19 protein-coding genes and 1 other RNA gene are annotated in these 16,822 nt (G+C 64.7%); 18 read left to right on the plus strand and 2 right to left on the minus strand.

The features are described 5' to 3' along the window. Positions 1 to 90: 90 nt before the first annotated feature. The 8 genes from ACODSD_RS08845 to ACODSD_RS08880 all read left to right on the plus strand — a co-directional run bounded on the left by ACODSD_RS08845 (position 91) and on the right by ACODSD_RS08880 (position 5,067). Positions 91 to 1,941, plus strand: coding sequence for a TonB-dependent receptor domain-containing protein (locus tag ACODSD_RS08845; RefSeq protein ID WP_488877198.1), 1,851 nt, complete (start codon positions 91 to 93; stop codon positions 1,939 to 1,941). A 9-nt stretch (positions 1,942 to 1,950) separates the two neighbouring features. Beyond that, the gene (cobU, locus tag ACODSD_RS08850) at positions 1,951 to 2,484 is read left to right on the plus strand and encodes a bifunctional adenosylcobinamide kinase/adenosylcobinamide-phosphate guanylyltransferase (protein WP_488877199.1); all 534 of its coding nucleotides are present in this window, start codon (positions 1,951 to 1,953) and stop codon (positions 2,482 to 2,484) included. After that, positions 2,481 to 3,353 carry a cobalamin-binding protein gene (locus tag ACODSD_RS08855; RefSeq protein ID WP_488877200.1) on the plus strand — a complete coding sequence of 291 codons (873 nt, stop codon included), beginning with the start codon at positions 2,481 to 2,483 and terminating at the stop codon, positions 3,351 to 3,353. The genes cobU and ACODSD_RS08855 overlap by 4 nt, the downstream gene beginning before the upstream one ends. A gap of 21 nt (positions 3,354 to 3,374) precedes the next feature. Next, complete coding sequence (locus ACODSD_RS08860; protein ID WP_048409989.1) at positions 3,375 to 3,584, plus strand: hypothetical protein; 210 nt, start codon at positions 3,375 to 3,377, stop codon at positions 3,582 to 3,584. After that, the gene (locus tag ACODSD_RS08865; protein WP_019101793.1) at positions 3,581 to 3,892 is read left to right on the plus strand and encodes a cell division protein ZapA; all 312 of its coding nucleotides are present in this window, start codon (positions 3,581 to 3,583) and stop codon (positions 3,890 to 3,892) included. The genes ACODSD_RS08860 and ACODSD_RS08865 overlap by 4 nt, the downstream gene beginning before the upstream one ends. 31 nt (positions 3,893 to 3,923) lie before the next feature. Beyond that, a non-coding RNA gene (ssrS, locus tag ACODSD_RS08870) (6S RNA) lies at positions 3,924 to 4,107 on the plus strand. 61 nt (positions 4,108 to 4,168) lie between these two features. Further along, positions 4,169 to 4,744: a 5-formyltetrahydrofolate cyclo-ligase gene (locus ACODSD_RS08875; RefSeq protein ID WP_488877201.1), complete on the plus strand. Its 576-nt coding sequence runs from the start codon at positions 4,169 to 4,171 to the stop codon at positions 4,742 to 4,744. Next, complete coding sequence (locus tag ACODSD_RS08880) at positions 4,735 to 5,067, plus strand: DUF1294 domain-containing protein (protein ID WP_107801133.1); 333 nt, start codon at positions 4,735 to 4,737, stop codon at positions 5,065 to 5,067. The genes ACODSD_RS08875 and ACODSD_RS08880 overlap by 10 nt, the downstream gene beginning before the upstream one ends. Here the strand turns inward: ACODSD_RS08880 and ACODSD_RS08885 are convergent. Then, on the minus strand, positions 5,064 to 5,255 hold the full coding sequence (locus ACODSD_RS08885) for a hypothetical protein (RefSeq protein WP_235085075.1): 192 nt from the start codon (positions 5,253 to 5,255) through the stop codon (positions 5,064 to 5,066). The two genes, ACODSD_RS08880 and ACODSD_RS08885, sit on opposite strands and share 4 nt — an antisense overlap. A 126-nt stretch (positions 5,256 to 5,381) precedes the next feature. On the opposite strand from ACODSD_RS08885, the gene ACODSD_RS08890 reads away from it, so the two are divergent. The 8 genes from ACODSD_RS08890 (at position 5,382) to ACODSD_RS08925 (ending at position 13,239) form a co-directional block, all read left to right on the plus strand. After that, entirely contained in the window at positions 5,382 to 5,846 is a 465-nt protein-coding gene (locus ACODSD_RS08890) for an EVE domain-containing protein (RefSeq protein ID WP_486636351.1), read from the plus strand. Beyond that, on the plus strand, positions 5,840 to 6,649 hold the full coding sequence (locus tag ACODSD_RS08895; protein WP_107801130.1) for a sulfite exporter TauE/SafE family protein: 810 nt from the start codon (positions 5,840 to 5,842) through the stop codon (positions 6,647 to 6,649). The genes ACODSD_RS08890 and ACODSD_RS08895 overlap by 7 nt, the downstream gene beginning before the upstream one ends. 168 nt (positions 6,650 to 6,817) lie before the next feature. Next, a complete protein-coding gene (gene pip / locus ACODSD_RS08900) occupies positions 6,818 to 7,771 on the plus strand; it encodes a prolyl aminopeptidase (RefSeq protein ID WP_488877202.1) in 954 nt (317 codons plus the stop codon). 208 nt (positions 7,772 to 7,979) lie between these two features. Further along, positions 7,980 to 8,369, plus strand: a complete 390-nt coding sequence (locus ACODSD_RS08905; RefSeq protein ID WP_107801128.1) for a hypothetical protein — start codon at positions 7,980 to 7,982, stop codon at positions 8,367 to 8,369. Positions 8,370 to 8,546: 177 nt separating this feature from the next. Beyond that, positions 8,547 to 11,165, plus strand: a complete 2,619-nt coding sequence (leuS, locus tag ACODSD_RS08910) for a leucine--tRNA ligase (RefSeq protein ID WP_488877203.1) — start codon at positions 8,547 to 8,549, stop codon at positions 11,163 to 11,165. A gap of 82 nt (positions 11,166 to 11,247) precedes the next feature. Beyond that, complete coding sequence (locus ACODSD_RS08915) at positions 11,248 to 11,808, plus strand: LPS-assembly lipoprotein LptE (protein WP_107801126.1); 561 nt, start codon at positions 11,248 to 11,250, stop codon at positions 11,806 to 11,808. Further along, positions 11,789 to 12,793 (plus strand): DNA polymerase III subunit delta, encoded by a 1,005-nt coding sequence (holA, locus tag ACODSD_RS08920; protein WP_107801125.1) that lies wholly within the window; start codon positions 11,789 to 11,791, stop codon positions 12,791 to 12,793. Before ACODSD_RS08915 ends, holA begins: the two co-directional genes overlap by 20 nt. Positions 12,794 to 12,849: 56 nt before the next feature. Further along, on the plus strand, positions 12,850 to 13,239 hold the full coding sequence (locus ACODSD_RS08925; RefSeq protein ID WP_107801124.1) for a YidB family protein: 390 nt from the start codon (positions 12,850 to 12,852) through the stop codon (positions 13,237 to 13,239). Positions 13,240 to 13,497: 258 nt separating this feature from the next. Here the strand turns inward: ACODSD_RS08925 and ACODSD_RS08930 are convergent, their stop codons facing one another. Further along, positions 13,498 to 14,010 (minus strand): YcnI family copper-binding membrane protein, encoded by a 513-nt coding sequence (locus ACODSD_RS08930; RefSeq protein WP_227106373.1) that lies wholly within the window; start codon positions 14,008 to 14,010, stop codon positions 13,498 to 13,500. A 207-nt stretch (positions 14,011 to 14,217) separates the two neighbouring features. On the opposite strand from ACODSD_RS08930, the gene ACODSD_RS08935 reads away from it, so the two are divergent. Continuing rightward, complete coding sequence (locus ACODSD_RS08935; protein WP_488877204.1) at positions 14,218 to 16,224, plus strand: S9 family peptidase; 2,007 nt, start codon at positions 14,218 to 14,220, stop codon at positions 16,222 to 16,224. Further along, complete coding sequence (locus ACODSD_RS08940) at positions 16,205 to 16,666, plus strand: YiiD C-terminal domain-containing protein (RefSeq protein WP_488877205.1); 462 nt, start codon at positions 16,205 to 16,207, stop codon at positions 16,664 to 16,666. The genes ACODSD_RS08935 and ACODSD_RS08940 overlap by 20 nt, the downstream gene beginning before the upstream one ends. Positions 16,667 to 16,822 lie beyond the last annotated feature (156 nt).

Consider the following 16,822-nt stretch of genomic DNA (forward strand, 5'->3'; position numbering starts at 1 on the left):
TCCTGCCGCGGCGTCCCCCTTTTCATGCCTTCTTCGCACTCTTCCTAACCATGCCGCCCTGGCGGCCAGATTCCATGTGGAGTGTGTTTCATGTTCAAACCCCAACAATGCGCCTTGCTGGTCTCGCTGGCCTGCGCCGGCCAGGCCTATGCCGCCAATGTGCCCGAGTTCGCCGGGGATCCGGTAGTGGTGACGGCGGGCCGTGTGGCGCAACCGCTGTCGCGCACGCTAGCCGATGCGACCGTGATCACGCGCGAGGAAATCGAAGAAAGCGGGGCGCAAACCCTGCAACAAGTGTTGTCGCGTCAAGCGGCTGTTTCTATCGCCAGCAATGGCGGCCCAGGCAGCGCCAGCAGCATCTATATCCGTGGCAACAAGGATAGCCATACGGTGGTGCTGGTGGACGGCGTGCGAATTTATTCCGCCACGCTCGGTACCACGACGATTCAGAATATTCCATTGGCCCAGATCGAGCGCATTGAAATTCTGCGCGGGCCTGCGTCCAGTTTATACGGCGCAGACGCCATCGGCGGGGTGATTCAGATCTTCACTCGTAAAGGCGAGGGCGAGCCGCGATGGAACGCGGGGGTGGAGTTTGGCAGCCGAGGCACCGGCAAGCTAAGCGCCGGCGTAGCGGGGAAGTCGGGAAATACCGCTTATAGCCTGCAGTTGTCGCACGCTCAGTCCGATGGTTTTTCGGCGACGAATTCACGCAACACGTATTACTACAACCCGGACAACGATGGGTATCGCAATGATAGCTATGCCGCTAGCCTGACGCAGACCTTGTTGCCGGGCCATGATTTGACTGTGCGTCTATTCCAGACCTTTGCGGAGGCTGACATTGACTATACCAGTGCGTGGAAGGGGCAGGATCGCTCCAAGTCGCGCCTGACTGGGCAGAGCGTTGAATCAAAAAATCGTTTCAACGATGTCTGGACAAGCACTCTGCGTTTTGCCCGCAGTCAGGACAAGTCCGAGGAGTTTCATAACGGCAATTTCGATCGACGTGCCAGCTTTTTTCAGACAACGCAGAACGAATGGCAATGGCAGAACGACTTGAATACCAAGGTTGGCGTATTTATTTTGGGCGCCTCCCATTTGGACCAGAAAATCGCTAGCGATGGTATCTATACCAAAAACACCCGCACCACCAATGCCGGATTCGTGAGCTACCAGTTGGAGTTGGGCAAGCATCTTCTGCAAGCTAGCCTTCGAAACGATCATGATGATCAATTCGGGGGGAAGATGACCGGTAAAGCCGGTTATGGCTATCGTTTCGCCGATGGTTGGCTTGCGCGTGTAGGTTATGGCACAGGGTATAAAGCACCGTCCTTTAACGATCTGTACTATCCGGGCAGCGGCAACCCCAATCTAAAGCCGGAAAGTTCAAAGAATACAGAGCTGGCCCTGCAATACCGAAAAGATGGCCGTTCGGCTAGCTTGACCCTATTCCAGAACAAAGTGGAGCAGTTGATTCAGTGGGCGCAAACCGACCCCACGGATTTCAATTCATGGCGCCCGAGCAATGTGGATCGCGCAACGATCCGGGGGCTGTCATTGGAGGCGGGGGCCCAATGGCTCAGTATCGACTGGCAAGGTAACTTGACGCTGATGGATGCGCGAGACGATAAGACAGGCAATTGGTTGGCAAACCGGCCGCGCCAGAGTGCCAGCGTATCCGCCGCCAAGCAGTGGGAAAAATGGACGCTGGGAGCGGAGCAGCAAGTCGCGTCGCGTAGAGCGGGAGATGCGGCTAATTCGGAGGCCAAAGCGCTGCATGGTTACGGCGTGACCAATATTTTTGCCAATTATCGTTTTGCCAAAAATTGGACTGCCACGGCTCGAGCGGACAATCTGTTCAATCGTGAATATGAAACCGCTTATGGGTACAACACCGGCGGACTGGGTATTTTCCTTGGGGTTCGTTTCAGTCAGTAAGGAATTCCCATGCCCCACCTGATCACCGGCGGCGCGCGCAGCGGCAAGAGCCGCTACGCCGAAACCCTGGCCTTGGCCCACCCGGGTCCGGTCTGCTATCTGGCGACGGCCGAGCTGCGCGGCGGCGACGCCGAGTTCGCCGCTCGCGTCGAACACCATCGTCGACGGCGTCCGGCGGCGTGGTCGCAAGCGGAGGCCGGCCGCGGCTTGGCCGCCGAGCTGCTGCGTCGCGACGCGGCGGGCGGCCTGCTTTTGGTCGACTGCCTGGGCATGTGGCTGATGCGCTTTTTCAACGAGGACGGCGGTTTCGACACCGCCGGTTTCGAACAGGAACGCGCCGCGCTGCTGGCGGCATTGGAACAGGCCCGAGGCGAGGTGCTGCTGGTCAGCAATGAAATCGGCTGGGGCGTGGTGTCGGCCAATGCCCAGACCCGATGCTTCGTCGACGAGCTGGGGCGGGTGAATCAAGCGGTGGCGGAGGTCTGCCAGCGGGTGACGCTGGTGGCCTGCGGCTTGCCGCTGGTGTTGAAAGGCGAGATATGAGACGGTTGCCGGTTCTGGCCTTGCTGCTGGGCGCGCTGCCGGCTTTGGCGGCGGTCAGCGCCCAGGACGGCGGCGGCCAGACCATCACGCTGGCGCAGCCGGCGCAAAGGATTCTGACCCTGGTGCCGCACGCCACGGAAATGCTGTACGCGGTGGGCGCCGGCGACAAGCTGGTGGCCACGGTGGAACATAGCGACCATCCGGACGCCGCCAAGCGTTTGCCGCGGGTGGGCCGCTTCACCGGCTTCAGCCTGGAGGCGGTGATGCGGCAGCGGCCGGATCTGGTGGTGGCCTGGCGCGACGGCGGCGCGCCGCGCGAACTGGAGCGCTTGCGCGGCCTGGGCATTCCCGTCTATCTGAGTCACCCTTTGCAGCCGGACGACGTGGCCAAGGAAATGCTGGCCTTGGGGCGGCTGGCGGGCGTGGACGCCGCGGCCGGCAAGGCGGCCGCGAGCTATCGCCAGCGCCTGGCCGAGTTGCGCCGGCGTTACGGCGCGCGCGCGCCGGTGCGGGTGTTCTATCAGGTTAGCCAAACGCCCATTTTCACCGTCAGCGATCAAAGCTTCATGGGGCCGCTGATCAGCTTATGCGGCGGCGTCAACGTGTTTGGCGATGTCCGGCAGCCGGCGCCGCAAGTGTCCGCCGCCACCGTGGTGGCCGCGCGTCCGCAGGCCATTCTGGCCGGCGACGAGGCCAGCCTGCGGATGTGGCGTCGTTGGCAGACGCTGCCGGCGGTTGCCAAAGACGCCTTGTTCGCCTTGCCGGGCGACGCCATGGTCGTGCCCGGCCCGCGGCTGGTGGACGGCGCGGCGGCCCTGTGTCTCGCGCTGGACACAGCGCGGCAGCGGCTGGGTTTGACGGCCAAGTAAGCGCCGGCTATCCTCGCCGCCATGGACAAGGAACTGGAATATCTCGAGTCGCGGGTGACGGCGTTGGTGGCGCGCATTCGCGAACTTGAAACACAAAACGGCCGTTTTGCCGAAGCGCTGTCCGAAGCGCTGCGCGACAATGCGGAGCTGAACTTCAGAGTGAACGAAACCCGCGCGCGGGTGGCGGCTCTGGTCGAGCGCCTGCCCAAGGCGTCGGAGGATGCGGAATGAGCGACGTGGCTCAGGTTGAAATCGAACTGCTGGGACGTTCCTTCACCATCGGCACCCCGGCGGAAGAAAAGGAAACGCTGCAAGAGGCGGTGCGTCTGCTGGCCGGCAAGATCGAAATGATCCAGCAGCACGGCAAGGTGATGGACGCCGACAAGATCGCCATCATGGCCGCCTTGAACATCGCCCACGATTTGTTGAAGACAAAAGTGGGAGAGGGCTTGGAGATGGCGGCGTTTCAGCGTAAAATACGCAGTATGAGCGAAGCAGCCGACCAGGCGCTCCGCGAAAGCCAGCAAGCGCTGTTTTAAACCGCAGCCCGCTGGCGAACACCAAGGTCAGTACCCCCTGCGGTGTTTGTGAAGGCACACAATTCCTTTGTACCAATGCGTTCGCTTCAGGCTGCCAGCGTGAGTCATGGGCGTGCCGCGTCCTCTTGAGGATGCGCCCGAAATGACTGGCAGGCGGCCCTCCCTGGAAACAGGGTACAAGCGAATTTTGCCCGAACGACACTCGCGGGGGCTCCCCCCTCTGCCATGACCGCACCCTCTCTTGTTTCCGATCCGTTTCCCGTCGACAAGCCCGCATTGCGCAGGAAAATTCGCCGCGCGCGTCAGGCTCTGAGCGCTTCTTACCGTTTGCAGGCGATGCGGGCGATCGCGCGTCACGCCTCGAGGCTGCTCAAGCGCGACAAGCGCGTGGGCGCTTATCTGGCCGCCGGTTCGGAGCTGGATCTGGAAATCCTGATGAGCGCAGCGCTGTGGCGCGGCGCGGAAGTCTATCTGCCGCAGATTCCGCGGCGCGGCCGCCGGCTGTGGTTCAGCCGTCTGGGCGCGGCTGACCGCTGGTATCTGCATCCGCGCTACCGGATCGCCGAATACGATGGCCCGGCGCTGCGCGCCGAACGACTGGACGTGTTGTTTGTGCCGCTGCTGGCCATCGACGACGAGGGCTATCGCATGGGGCAGGGCGGCGGCTTCTACGACACCACGCTGGCCTTCCGCCAGCGCGCGCGCTTACTCGGCAAGCCCTTGCTGGTGGGCGTGGCCTACGATTGCCAGCGCGTCGAGCGCGTGCCGCGCGAGCCCTGGGACGTCCGGCTGGATTATTTGCTGACCGAATCCGGTTTGCGCCGGCTGCCTTTGAGCCCCCTATGCCGATAGCCATCGTCTTCCTGGCCGTTTTGCCGGCCTTGGCCCTGCTGGGGCGGCTGGAGTGGGCGGTGGCGTGGCTGTATCTGAGCTTGAGTCTGCTCTGCTTCATTCTGTACTGGCGCGACAAGCGGGCGGCGGAGCGCGGCGGGCCGCGCACGCCGGAAGCCCGGCTGCTGTGGCTGGGTGTGCTATGCGGCTGGCCCGGCGGCCTGATGGCACGCCGGCTGTTTCGCCACAAAACCGTCAAGCAGCCGTTCCGGCTGCTGTTCTGGTGCGGCGCGGCGCTGAATCTGGCCTTGCTGGGCGGCTGGCTGTATCTGCGCGCGGCTTAGCGCCAGGGGCGGCGGCCGTAGTCGCCGTAATAGCCGTAGACGGGCGTCACCACGACGGGCGCCGGGCGCACCACCACCGGCGCGGGTCTGACGACTACCGGCGCCGCCCGGGGCGGCACCACCACGCAGGCGCTCAAGGCACCGCTCAGCAACAGGCCCATCACCAGCTGTTTTTCATGCGTTTTCATGGTCTTCCCTTTCCATATCGCTTCAGAACCCCCTTTCGGGGCGGTGAAGACAGCCTAAGCCGCAATCTTTCCAGTAAGATTGAGCAAGCGTTAACCCTTTCCCTGACTGATTAACAGACATTGCCCATGCGATACTGGCTGATGAAGTCCGAACCGGACGATACCTCGATCGACGATCTCGCCGCCGAGCCCGAACGCTTGTTCGAGTGGACCGGCGTGCGCAATTACCAGGCGCGCAACTTCATGCGCGACGGCATGAAAGAGGGGGACCGGCTGCTGTTCTGGCACTCGTCCTGCCCGGAGCCGGGCGTGGCCGGCCTGGCGGAAATCGCCGCTGCCGCGCATCCGGACTCCAGCCAGTTCGACCCGGAAAGCCCTTACTACGACCCCAAGTCCTCTCCCGACGCGCCGCGCTGGCTGGCGGTGGACGTGCGTTTCCTGCGCAAGACCCGGTTGCTGTCCCCGGCCGAGCTGCGCCGACACCCGCCGCTGGCGGAGATGACGGTGCTCAAGCGCGGCAACCGGCTGTCCATCACCCCGCTGAGCGAGGACGAATGGCGCTATATCACTGAACAGCTGCTGGCATGCTGAGCGTGCCGCTGATTTTGGCGCTGCTGGCCTGCGGCGCGGTGGCCGGCTTTCTGGCCGGCCTGCTCGGCGTCGGCGGCGGCCTGGTCATCGTGCCCGTGGTGTTGGGGGTCTTGTCCGCCGCGCATCTGGGCGGCGACCATGCTCAGCATCTGGCGGTGGGCACCTCGCTGGCGGTAATGGTGTTCACCAGCCTGTCCAGCGTGCGCGCTCATCACAAAAAGGGCGCGGTGGACTGGCGCATTGTGCGGGCGATGGCGCCGGCGATGGTGGTCGGCACCTTGCTGGGCAGCCTGATCGCCGGCGCGATTTCCGGGCTGGCGTTGAAATGGTTCTTCGTCGGCTACGCCTACCTGGTCGCCGTGCAGATGTTCTTCAATCTCAAGCCGCAAGCCAGCCGCGGAATGCCGGGCCAGGCCGGGCAGTGGGGCGCCGGCGGCGCGATAGGCATGATTTCCAGTTGGGTGGGCATAGGCGGCGGTTCCATGAGCGTGCCTTATATGAGTTGGTGCAATGTGCCGGTGCACACCGCCATCGCCACCAGCGCGGCCTTGGGCTGGCCCATCGCCGTGTCCGGCGCCGTCGGCTATCTCTACAGCGGCTGGAGCGTTGCCGGCTTGCCGGCAGGCGCCTTGGGTTTTATCTATCTGCCGGCGATGCTGGCGCTGATGCTGATGACGGTGCTGATGGCGCCGCTGGGCGCGCGCGCCGCGCACAAGCTGCCGGTGGCCCGTTTGAAGCAGGTGTTCGCCGCCTTGATGGCGACGATGGCCAGTGAGATGTTGTATAGCCTGCTGCGCGGCTAAGAACCTGTTCATAGTCTGCTGTGCTTTGGCGATACGGCGTTAAAAACCAGCTCAAAATGCTCAGTACCCCTCGGACATTCCGCTTTTTCGCTAATTTTCGCCTTGTCTCGCACTGGCTCACGAGACTTTCAACAGGTTCTGAGAAACCGAACTTTTGATGGAGAAGCCATGCTGTATCCGCCGATAGAACCGTTTGCCAGCGGCATGCTGCCGCTGGACGGCTTGCATTCCATGTATTGGGAGCAGTGCGGCCTGCCGCAGGGGTATCCGGTCCTCTATCTGCACGGCGGGCCCGGAGACGGCTGCGTGCCGGCCTGCCGCCAGTTGTTCGACCCCGGTTTTTACCGCGCGGTGCTGTTCGACCAGCGCGGCAGCGGCCGCTCCTCGCCGCGCGGCGAGCTGCGCGACAACAGCACCGCCCATCTGGTGGCGGACATCGAGCGGCTGCGCGAGCAACTGGGCATAGAGCGCTGGCTGGTGTTCGGCGGCTCCTGGGGCAGCACGCTGGCGCTGGCTTACGCCCAGGCGTATCCGGAGCGGGTCAGCGGCCTGATTCTGCGCGGCATTTTCCTGGGCGAGCGCCGCGAGATCGACTGGTTTCTGCACGGCATGGGTCAGTTCTTTCCCGAGGAGTGGCAACGCTTCGTCGCGCCCATCCCGGAGGCGGAGCGCGGCGATTTGCTGGCCGCCTATTACCGGCGGCTGACCGATCCGGACCCGGCGGTGCACCTGCCGGCCTGCCGCGCCTGGGGCCGCTACGAGGGCGCTTGCGTCGCGCTGCGCCCCAATGCCGACGCCGCCGAGCGCGCCGGCAGCGAATACGTGGCCTTGTCGCTGGCGCGGCTGGAGGCCCATTACTTCGTCAACCGCGTGTTTTTGCCGGAAGGCGCGCTGCTGGATGGGCTGGCGCGCATCCGCCACATTCCCGCCGCCATCGTGCAAGGCCGTTACGACGTGGTCTGCCCGCCCTCCACCGCGCTGAGGCTGGCCCAGGCCTGGCCGCAGGCCCACTACGAACTGGTGGAAGCCGCCGGCCACTCTGTGTGGGAGCCGGGCATACTCGAGGCGCTGCTGCGGCAACTGGAGCGTTTCCGCGACGCCCATCTGGCCGGCCGGGTCTAAGAACGTGTTTACGATCTCGCGAGCGAAGGCGAGGCAAGGCGAAAACGCTTGAAGAGGCGGAATATGCAGGTGGCGCATGAGCATCCTGAAAGCGTTTTCAACGCGGTATCGCCGAAGCGCGGCAGACTTTGAATCGCTATCTAAGCCCGCGCAACTATTTGGCGCGTAGGCCGGTCGAATCTGGTTTTCGACAAGGAAAGACTGGCAATTGAAAACCATCGTTCTCTGCGCCGCGGCCTTACTGGCCGGAATGCCCGCCGCCGCCTCCGCCTATAGCGACGAGACGCGCTTCCCCTTTGCCGGCCAGCCCGGCGAACTGCCGCTGGAAGTGGTGTTGCGCTTCGCCAAGAATCGGCTGGGCGAAGACGGCCAGTTCGAATACCGCAGCCTGAAAGTGATCCAGACCAGCCCGCCGGAAGCCTTCGACAAGGCCAGCATCGCGCTGCTGCGCGAAGGCCTGATGGACGACAGCGTCAAGGGCATGCGCCAGCGCTTCCAGCTCTCCCGCGAAGGCAATGTCTGGACCATACGCTCGGTGAAGGAGGATTTCTCCTGCTGGCGCGGCCGCAAAGGCTGGGGCGTCAAGCCCTGCCCTTGACGGCGACGGGTCAAGGAGCCGGCCAAGCATTTGTTTTTTTGGGGTCTTATCGCGGAAGCGAAGACGCCGTTATAATGGGGGCAACCTTTTTGCGGACGGGCTATCCGGAGCGGAGCGCATCACTGGCGCCTCCGGGCAGCCCGCCTTTTGTATTTCAGAGTCCAGATAAAGATCGCCATGCAAGAACAATACAGCCCGCGCGCGGTGGAAGCCGCCGCCCAGCAGAAATGGCAGAAGACTGCCGCTTTCAAAGCCGTGGAAGACGCGTCGCGTCCCAAATACTACGCGCTGTCGATGTTCCCCTATCCGTCCGGCAAGCTGCACATGGGCCATGTGCGCAACTACACCATCACCGACGTGCTGGCCCGCTTCAAGCGTCTGCAAGGCTTCAACGTGCTGCAGCCCATGGGTTGGGACGCCTTCGGCCTGCCGGCCGAGAACGCCGCGATGAAAAACGGCGGCGCGCCGGCGGCCTGGACCTACGCCAACATCGAATACATGAAGCAGCAGCTGGACAGCCTGGGCTTTGCGCTGGACTGGGAACGCGAGCTGGCCACCTGCAAGCCGGACTACTACCGCTGGGAACAGTGGCTGTTCACCCGTTTGTTTGAAAAAGGCGTGATCTATAAGAAAAACGGCGTGGTCAACTGGGACCCGGTGGATCAGACCGTGCTGGCCAACGAGCAAGTGGTGGACGGCCGCGGCTGGCGTTCCGGCGCGCTGGTGGAAAAGCGCGAAATCCCGATGTACTACTTCCGCATCACCGACTACGCCGAGCAGCTGCTGGCGGATCTGGACAAGCTGGACGGCTGGCCGGAACAGGTCAAGACCATGCAGCGCAACTGGATAGGCAAGAGCTTCGGCTCCGATGTGGCCTTCGCCTACGACGAAGCCAGCATCGGCCACGCCGGCCAACTCAAGGTCTACACCACCCGCCCCGACACCCTGATGGGCGCCACCTATGTGGCGGTGGCTGCTGAACACCCGCTGGCCAGCCAGGCCGCGGCCGGCAACGCCGAGCTGCAAGCCTTCATCGCCGAATGCAAGGCCGGCTCCGTGGCCGAGGCCGACGTGGCCAAGATGGAAAAGAAGGGCATGGACACCGGCCTGTTCGTCGTTCATCCGCTGACCGGCGCCAAACTGCCGGTATGGGTGGCCAACTACGTGCTGTGGGGTTACGGCGAAGGCGCGGTGATGGCGGTGCCGGCGCATGACGAGCGCGATTTCGAGTTCGCCAACAAATACCGCTTGCCGATCCAGCAGGTCTACGCGCCGGCCAGCGGCGAAGACAACTTCGACGCCGCCGCCTGGCAGGACTGGTACGCCGCCAAGGACGACAGCATCCGCACCGTGGGCAGCGGCAAATACGACGGCCTGAACTTCGCCGCCGCCTTCGACGCCATCGTCGGCGATCTGGAAGCCAAGGCCTCCGGCCAGAAGAAAACCCAATACCGCCTGCGCGACTGGGGCATTTCCCGCCAGCGCTACTGGGGCTGCCCTATCCCCATCATCCACTGCCAGAGCTGCGGCGACGTGCCGGTGCCGGAAAAAGACCTGCCGGTGACGCTGCCGGAGAACGTGATTCCGGACGGCGCCGGCTCCCCGCTGGCCAAGATGCCGGAATTCTACGAAACCAGCTGCCCGAAATGCGGCGGCGCGGCCAAGCGCGAAACCGACACCATGGACACCTTCGTCGAGTCCAGCTGGTACTACGCGCGCTACGCCTCGCCCAAGTGCGACACCGCGATGGTGGACAAGAAGGCGGCCGACTACTGGCTGCAAGTGGACCAATACGTGGGCGGCATCGAACACGCCATCCTGCACCTGCTGTACGCGCGCTTCTTCCACAAGCTGATGCGCGACGAGGGCCTGGTGTCCAGCGACGAGCCGTTCAAGAGCCTGCTGACCCAGGGCATGGTGGTGTGCGAAACCTTCTATCGCGAACTGCCCAACGGCGCCACCGACTGGATCGCGCCGCAGGACGTGGTGCTGGAGCGCGACGCCAAGGGCAAGATCGTGGCCGCCAAGCATCGCGTGGACGGCCTGCCGGTCGTGGTGGGCGGCATCGAGAAAATGTCCAAGTCCAAGAACAACGGCGTGGACCCGCAGGAATTCATTGAAAACTACGGCGCGGACACCGCCCGTCTGTTCATGATGTTCGCCGCGCCGCCGGAGCAGAGCCTGGAATGGTCGGACGCCGGCGTGGAAGGCGCGTTCCGCTTCCTCAAGCGCTTGTGGAAGGCGGCGAACGAGCATGTCGCAACCGGCCTGGCGCCGGCTTACCGCGGCGGCGAACTGAGCGCCGGCCTGAAAGACCTGCGCTTCAAGCTGCACGCCACCATCCAGAAAGTGGCCGACGACTACGGCCGCCGCCAGCAATTCAACACCGCCATCGCCGCGGTGATGGAACTGCTGAACACCTACGACAAGACCGACACCTCCGGCGACGCCGGCCGCGCCGTGGCGCAGGAAACGCTGGAAGCCGTGACCCTGTTGCTGTCCCCCATCGTGCCGCATATCTGCGACGCGTTGTGGAACGCCTTGCGTCCGGGCAGCGAATTGCTGCAACAAGCTTGGCCGAAAGTGGACGAGAGCGCGCTGATCAAGAGCGAGATCGAACTGATGGTGCAAGTGGGCGGCAAGCTGCGCGGCAGCGTCACCGTGGCCGCCGACGCGGCCAAGGACGCGATCGAGGCGGCGGCGCTGGCGCATGAAAACGTGCAGAAGTTCATGGAAGGCAAACCGGCCAAGAAAATCATCGTGGTGCCGGGCCGCCTGGTCAACATCGTGGTGTAAACCGGCGTGGCTTAGGCTCCGGGACGCGGATCGCGCCCCGGGCCGGGCCAGGCAAGCATTGTTTCCCGATAAGGAATCGCGAATGAGACTTTCCCTGCAATGGCTGTGGCTGGCGCTGCTGGCCCTTACGCTGAGCGCCTGCGGCTTCCACCTGCGCGGCCTGGGCGGCCCGATGAAGCCGCTGCCGTTCGCCTCGATGTATTTTGACGGCGGCAACACCGCGGTGGCCGGCGACGTGCGCACCGTGCTGGCGCGCGACCCGCGTCTGCAAGTGCTGGGCAATCCCAAGCAGGCCGAGGCGGTGGTGACCATCCTCAGCGAAAATCAGTCCAAGGACATCCTGACCCTGAACGTGGGCGGCAAGATCAACGAGTACCAGCTGACTTACACCGCCGTGGTGCGCACCGTGCTCTTCGGCGTGCCGGTGGAGCCGGACATGACGGTGGTCGTGCGCCGCAGCATGAACTACTCCGACAGCGCCATCCTCGGCAAGGAGCAGGAAGAAGCGCTGATCTGGGCCGATGCCCGCCGCGACGCGGCCGAGCAGATCGTGCGCCGGCTGGCCTATCTGAAAAAGCCGGCCGCCGCGCCGCTGACCGGCCCGCAAAGCCTGAAGCCCGCCGATGCCCAGCCTAAGCCCTGACGCGCTGATCGCGGCGCTGGGCAAGGGCCTGGCGCCGCTTTACCTGATCCACGGCGAGGAAGCGCTGCTGGCGCTGGAAGCCGCCGACGCGCTGCGCCAGGCGGCGCGCGAGCAAGGCTATCAGGAGCGAGAAGTGCTGACGGTGGAGGCCGGTTTCGATTGGTCGCAATTGCGCGACGCGATGAGCAGCGTCTCGCTGTTCGCCGAGCGCAAGCTGCTGGAAATCCGCATTCCCAACGGCAAACCCGGCACCGAAGGCGCGGAAGCGCTGCAACAGCTGGCGGCGCAGCCGCCGCAGGACACGGTGACCTTGATCACCCTGCCCAAGCTGGAGCGCGCGCAGCAGCAGTCCAAATGGTTCCAGGCGCTGGAAAAGCTGGCGGTGACGGCGGAGGCCCGCCTGGTGGGGCGCGCCGAGCTGCCCGGCTGGATCACGCGCCGGCTCAAGGCCCAGGGCCAGGTGCTGGGCGGCGAGGCGCTGGCTTTCTTCGTTGATCGCGTGGAGGGCAATCTGCTGGCCGCGCGCCAGGAAGTGGACAAGCTGGCCTTGCTGTATCCGGCCGGCGAACTGACGCTGGAGCAATTGCGCGCCGCGGTGGCCAATGTGGCCCGCTTCGACGTGTTCCATCTGTCCGAATCCTGGCTGGCCGGCGACGTGCCGCGGGTGCTGCGCATGCTGGACGGCCTGATGGCCGAAGGCGAGGCGCCGGTGCTGGTGTTGTGGTCGCTGACCGAAGACGTGCGCATGTTGCTGCGTCTGCGCCAGGGCCTGAAGGATGGGCGCAACGCGCGCGACATGGCGCGCGAACTGCGTTTGTGGGGCGACAAGCAGCGTCTGGCCGAACCGGCCTTGCGCCGCATCGGCCCGCGCAAGCTGATGACCGCGCTGGACGAATGCGCGCGCATAGACCGTCAGATCAAGGGCGTGGAAGTCGGCGACCCCTGGCAGACCATGCGCGGGCTGGCGGGCCTGCTGGCCGCTTGATCCGGCGGGACATTCACCAAGATTCGCGCCCCGTGCGCGGCAAACAGGAGAGCACCATGGCTTTATTCGATACCTTGAGCGGTTTGCTGTCCGGCGGCGCGGAAGGCGGCGCCGGCGAAGCCCTGCAAAGCTTGTTGCAACAACAAGGCGGCTTGTCCGGACTGCTGGAACAGTTCCAGCAAGGCGGTCTGGGCGAGCTGGTGTCGTCGTGGGTGGGGCAGGGCGGGAATCTGCCGGTGTCCGCCGAGCAGATCCAGCAAGTACTGGGCGGCGATCAACTCGCCGGCATCGCGGAAAAAGTGGGCCTGGACCAGGGGCAAGTGTCGCAATTGGTGGCCGAACATCTGCCCGGTCTGGTGGACAAGCTGACCCCCAACGGCCAGCTGCCACAGGGCGATGATTTGCTGTCCCAGGGCGCGGATCTGCTCAAAGGCTTATTCCGCTGATCCCTCCCATCCATGCAACAACGCCGGCCGCGAGAGACTCGCCGCCGGCGTTTTTCATGCCTTTGGCCGGCCCGCTTGCAAGCGGGATCAGGCCGGCGCAAGGAATCCGTTCCGAGAACGTGTTTACGATCTCGCGCGCTAAGGCGAGACAAGGCGAAAACAGCTGAGGAAGCGGAATGTACATAAGGCACATGAGCGCTTCCAAGGTGCACTCACCGAGCCACGTTCCACGACGCGCAGCAGATCGTAAATAGATTCTTAATGATGATGACCGGCCGCGCCGGCGGTCACCGTCAGCTCCGCCGCCGGGCTTTTCAAGTCATGGGCGTCCTGGCCGGGGGCCGGAATGTCCGCCCAATTGGTTTCGCCCTGTTCGCACAGCTGTTTCACCTTGAAGTAGAGCTTGCCCGGCTGGGCGGCGATCTTGGCCTGGAATACGAACTCATCGTAGAAATTGGACGGCAGCTTGCCGCCCTTCCAGGTGATGCGGCTCACATCCTCGCTCACCTTGCGGCCGTAATTGTCGAAAGGCTTGACCGCGCTCTTGCTCACCTCCACTTCCCAGCCGGCTTTCGGCATCGGCTGCGCCAGACGCACGCCCTCCGGCATTTCCACGCTGATGGCGGTGGTGGGGCTGCCGTTGCAGCCATGGCCGATTTTCAGCACGCCCTTGTAATAGCCGCCGCTGGCGGCGGTGGGCGTTTCCAGGGTGACGTGGGCGAGGGCGGAGCCGGAAGCGGCCAGCAAGGCCAGCAGGGCGATCTTTTTCATCGTAGCTCTTTGCGGATCAGGGTTAGCGCGCGTGTCGGCCATTGGCGGCGACAAATGCGAATGAGGATTAGCCGCATCAGTTTAGCGCCTGCTCATCCCCCTAGCATGCGACAAAGTGTCGCAGAGTCGGCATGAGAATAATGCAAATTGCGATGGCTTTGTCATGGCCGCTATACTGGTCGCCCGCCCAATGGTTCAGGAGTCGTCATGATGGTCCGTGCCTTATCCACCGCAGCGTTGATGATGTTGTCCACTCATGACTGCGCCGCCGGCGGCTACAGCGGCCTTGGCGCCGCCAGCGTCAGCGCGGAGGAGGTGGCGCGCTACCGCGCCGCGCCCTTGCCGGCGGAGCTGAGCCGCAAAGTGCAGAATATGCTGGACCTGCGCGCGCCCGGCGCCGGCGTGTTGTCCCCGGACGGCAAGGCCTTGTATTTCAGCTGGCGCGTCACCGGCGTGCCGCAGGTCTGGAGGCTGGACGGTCCGCAACGCTTTCCGGTGCAGCTTACCGGCGGCGAAGACGCCACCCTGATCCAGGACGTCAGTCCGGACGCGCGCTGGCTGGTGCTCAGCCGCGACCGCAAGGGCGAGGAAAATCCCGGCCTCTATCTGCAAGCCGCCGCCGGCGGCGCGCTGCGCGAAGTCCAGCACAAGCCCGGCGTGCAGACCCAGTTCCAGTTTCTCAGCAAGGACGGCCAATGGCTGTACTACCGCAGCAACGACGAGCGGGCCGACAGCTACACCCTGTATCGCTATCGGCTGGCCGACGGCCGCCGCGAGCGGCTGTTCGGCGAGCGCGGGGCCTGGAGCATCGCCGACCACCGCGACGACGGCCGTCTATTGCTGCAAAAGACGCTGAGCAACGCCAGCGCGGAATTCTATTTATGGACGCCGGACGGCAAAGCCTTGCAGCCGCTGCTGGGCCAGGGCGAGGCCGTCGACTATCGGATGGACTTCGGCCTGCGCGACGGCGAATACCTGGTGCGCAGCAATAAGTTCGGCGAATACCACCGTCTTTATCTGTGGAGCGCCGGCGTTTTCCAGGCGCTGACGCCGGAAGCGCGCGGCGACGTGGAGAACCTCAACATCGACCATGAGCGGGGCCGTGTCTACTACACGCTGAGCCAGGATGGTTACGGCAAGGCCTTGGCGCTGGACGGCCGCCGCGGCTATCGCGCGCTGAAGCTGCCGGCCTTCCCCGGCGCGGCCCAGGTCAACGTCGTCAACCTCAGCCGCGACGGCCGCTACGTCAACTTCAGCGTGGAAACCGACACCGCGCCGGCCAGCAGCCACGTTTGGGACAGCAAGCGCGGCAAACTCAGCCAATGGCTGTTGCCGTCCGCGCCGGAACTGGATACCCAGGGCTTCGCCAAGGTCAGCCTGGAAAGCTACCCGGCGCGCGACGGCACGCCGATTCCGATGTTCGTGCGCCGGCCGACGCGCTGCGCGGCCACGCCCTGCCCGGTGGTGGTCCACTTTCACGGCGGGCCGGAGAGCCAGAGCCGGGCCGGCTTCTTGCCGCAGGCCCAGTTATTCGTCGACGCCGGCTTCATTTATGTGCAGCCCAATGTGCGCGGCTCCGTCGGCTACGGCAAGAGCTGGCTGGACAGCGACAACGGTCCGCGCCGGCTGCAAGTGCTGTCCGATATCGAAGACGCCGCGCGCTACATCCGCAGCCAGTGGGGCGCGGACGGCGTGGCGCCCAAGATCGGCGTGATGGGCGGCAGCTACGGCGGCTATTCCACGCTGGCGGCGATGACCATCTTCGCCGGCGCCTACGACGCCGGCGTGTCCAATGTCGGCATCGCCAATCTGGTCAGCTTCCTGCAAAACACCGCGCCCTACCGCCGCGCGCTGCGCGCCGCCGAATACGGCGACCTGGAGCGCGACCGCGCCGCGCTGGAGCAATTGTCGCCCATCAATCACATCGACAAGCTGCGCGACCCGCTGCTGATCATCCAGGGCGTCAGCGACCCGCGGGTGCCGGTGGGCGAGGCGCTGCAAATGTACCGCGCGATGGCCGGCAAGGGCGTGGACGGCGGCCTGATCCTGTTCCCGGACGAAGGCCACGGCGCGGCCAAACGGGAAAACCAGGTGCTGCAACTGGGCCATAGCCTGTGGTTTTTCCAGCGCCACCTCTTGGGGCAGAATGAGGGCGGCGGCGCCAAAGCCGGGCGCGCCGAATTGGGAGAGCAACATGAGTCCACAGGCGCTTGAAGACTACCTCCATCAACACATCCCGCTGTCCGCCGCGATGGCGGTCCGCGTGGCCGAGGCCAGCGGCGAGCGCGTGATCCTGAGCGCGCCGCTGGCGCCCAATATCAACCACCGCGCCACTGTGTTCGGCGGCAGCGCCTCGGCGGTGGCCATCCTCGCCGCCTGGTGCCTGGTGTTCATACGCTTGCGCGAGCGCGGCCTGGCCGGCCGCGTCATCATTCACGGCAACGACATGCGCTACGACAAGCCCATCGTCGCCGACTTCCTCGCCCGCGCCGCCGCGCCGGACGCCGCCGACTGGGACAAGCTGGAGCGGGCTTTGCGGCGCGGACGCATGGGGCGCTTGCGGCTTGCCGTGGCGCTGGAGTGCGGCGGCGAAGCGGTGGGCGGCCTGAACGGCGAGTTCGTGGTGCTGCCCGGCGAAGGAGATTCCCAGCACTGAAGCCCCCCGGCGCAGCGCTATCGCTTATCAAACTTTAAATCCAATCTGAATAGCTTATTTTTTGTGCTAAAAAGAAATATCTTGTGCCGGGTTGGGTTGAGCGATAGCCAAAATAACCGCGCCCCGGCGTTTCGGCCGCAGCCGCGCCGCAACGCC

It is taken from the genome of Chromobacterium sp. FG22 (assembly GCF_057809415.1).

Coding starts and splice junctions, on each gene's coding strand:
- ACODSD_RS08855 (WP_488877200.1), top strand. CDS start 2,481: ATGAGACGGTTGCCGGTTCTGGCCTTGCTGCTGGGCGCGCTGCCGGCT.
- ACODSD_RS08895 (WP_107801130.1), top strand. CDS start 5,840: ATGCTGAGCGTGCCGCTGATTTTGGCGCTGCTGGCCTGCGGCGCGGTG.
- ACODSD_RS08885 (WP_235085075.1), bottom strand. CDS start 5,255: ATGAAAACGCATGAAAAACAGCTGGTGATGGGCCTGTTGCTGAGCGGT.
- ACODSD_RS08930 (WP_227106373.1), bottom strand. CDS start 14,010: ATGAAAAAGATCGCCCTGCTGGCCTTGCTGGCCGCTTCCGGCTCCGCC.
- ACODSD_RS08865 (WP_019101793.1), top strand. CDS start 3,581: ATGAGCGACGTGGCTCAGGTTGAAATCGAACTGCTGGGACGTTCCTTC.
- holA (WP_107801125.1), top strand. CDS start 11,789: ATGCCCAGCCTAAGCCCTGACGCGCTGATCGCGGCGCTGGGCAAGGGC.
- ACODSD_RS08925 (WP_107801124.1), top strand. CDS start 12,850: ATGGCTTTATTCGATACCTTGAGCGGTTTGCTGTCCGGCGGCGCGGAA.
- ACODSD_RS08940 (WP_488877205.1), top strand. CDS start 16,205: ATGAGTCCACAGGCGCTTGAAGACTACCTCCATCAACACATCCCGCTG.
- ACODSD_RS08890 (WP_486636351.1), top strand. CDS start 5,382: ATGCGATACTGGCTGATGAAGTCCGAACCGGACGATACCTCGATCGAC.
- pip (WP_488877202.1), top strand. CDS start 6,818: ATGCTGTATCCGCCGATAGAACCGTTTGCCAGCGGCATGCTGCCGCTG.
- leuS (WP_488877203.1), top strand. CDS start 8,547: ATGCAAGAACAATACAGCCCGCGCGCGGTGGAAGCCGCCGCCCAGCAG.
- ACODSD_RS08915 (WP_107801126.1), top strand. CDS start 11,248: ATGAGACTTTCCCTGCAATGGCTGTGGCTGGCGCTGCTGGCCCTTACG.
- ACODSD_RS08935 (WP_488877204.1), top strand. CDS start 14,218: ATGATGGTCCGTGCCTTATCCACCGCAGCGTTGATGATGTTGTCCACT.
- cobU (WP_488877199.1), top strand. CDS start 1,951: ATGCCCCACCTGATCACCGGCGGCGCGCGCAGCGGCAAGAGCCGCTAC.
- ACODSD_RS08860 (WP_048409989.1), top strand. CDS start 3,375: ATGGACAAGGAACTGGAATATCTCGAGTCGCGGGTGACGGCGTTGGTG.
- ACODSD_RS08880 (WP_107801133.1), top strand. CDS start 4,735: ATGCCGATAGCCATCGTCTTCCTGGCCGTTTTGCCGGCCTTGGCCCTG.
- ACODSD_RS08845 (WP_488877198.1), top strand. CDS start 91: ATGTTCAAACCCCAACAATGCGCCTTGCTGGTCTCGCTGGCCTGCGCC.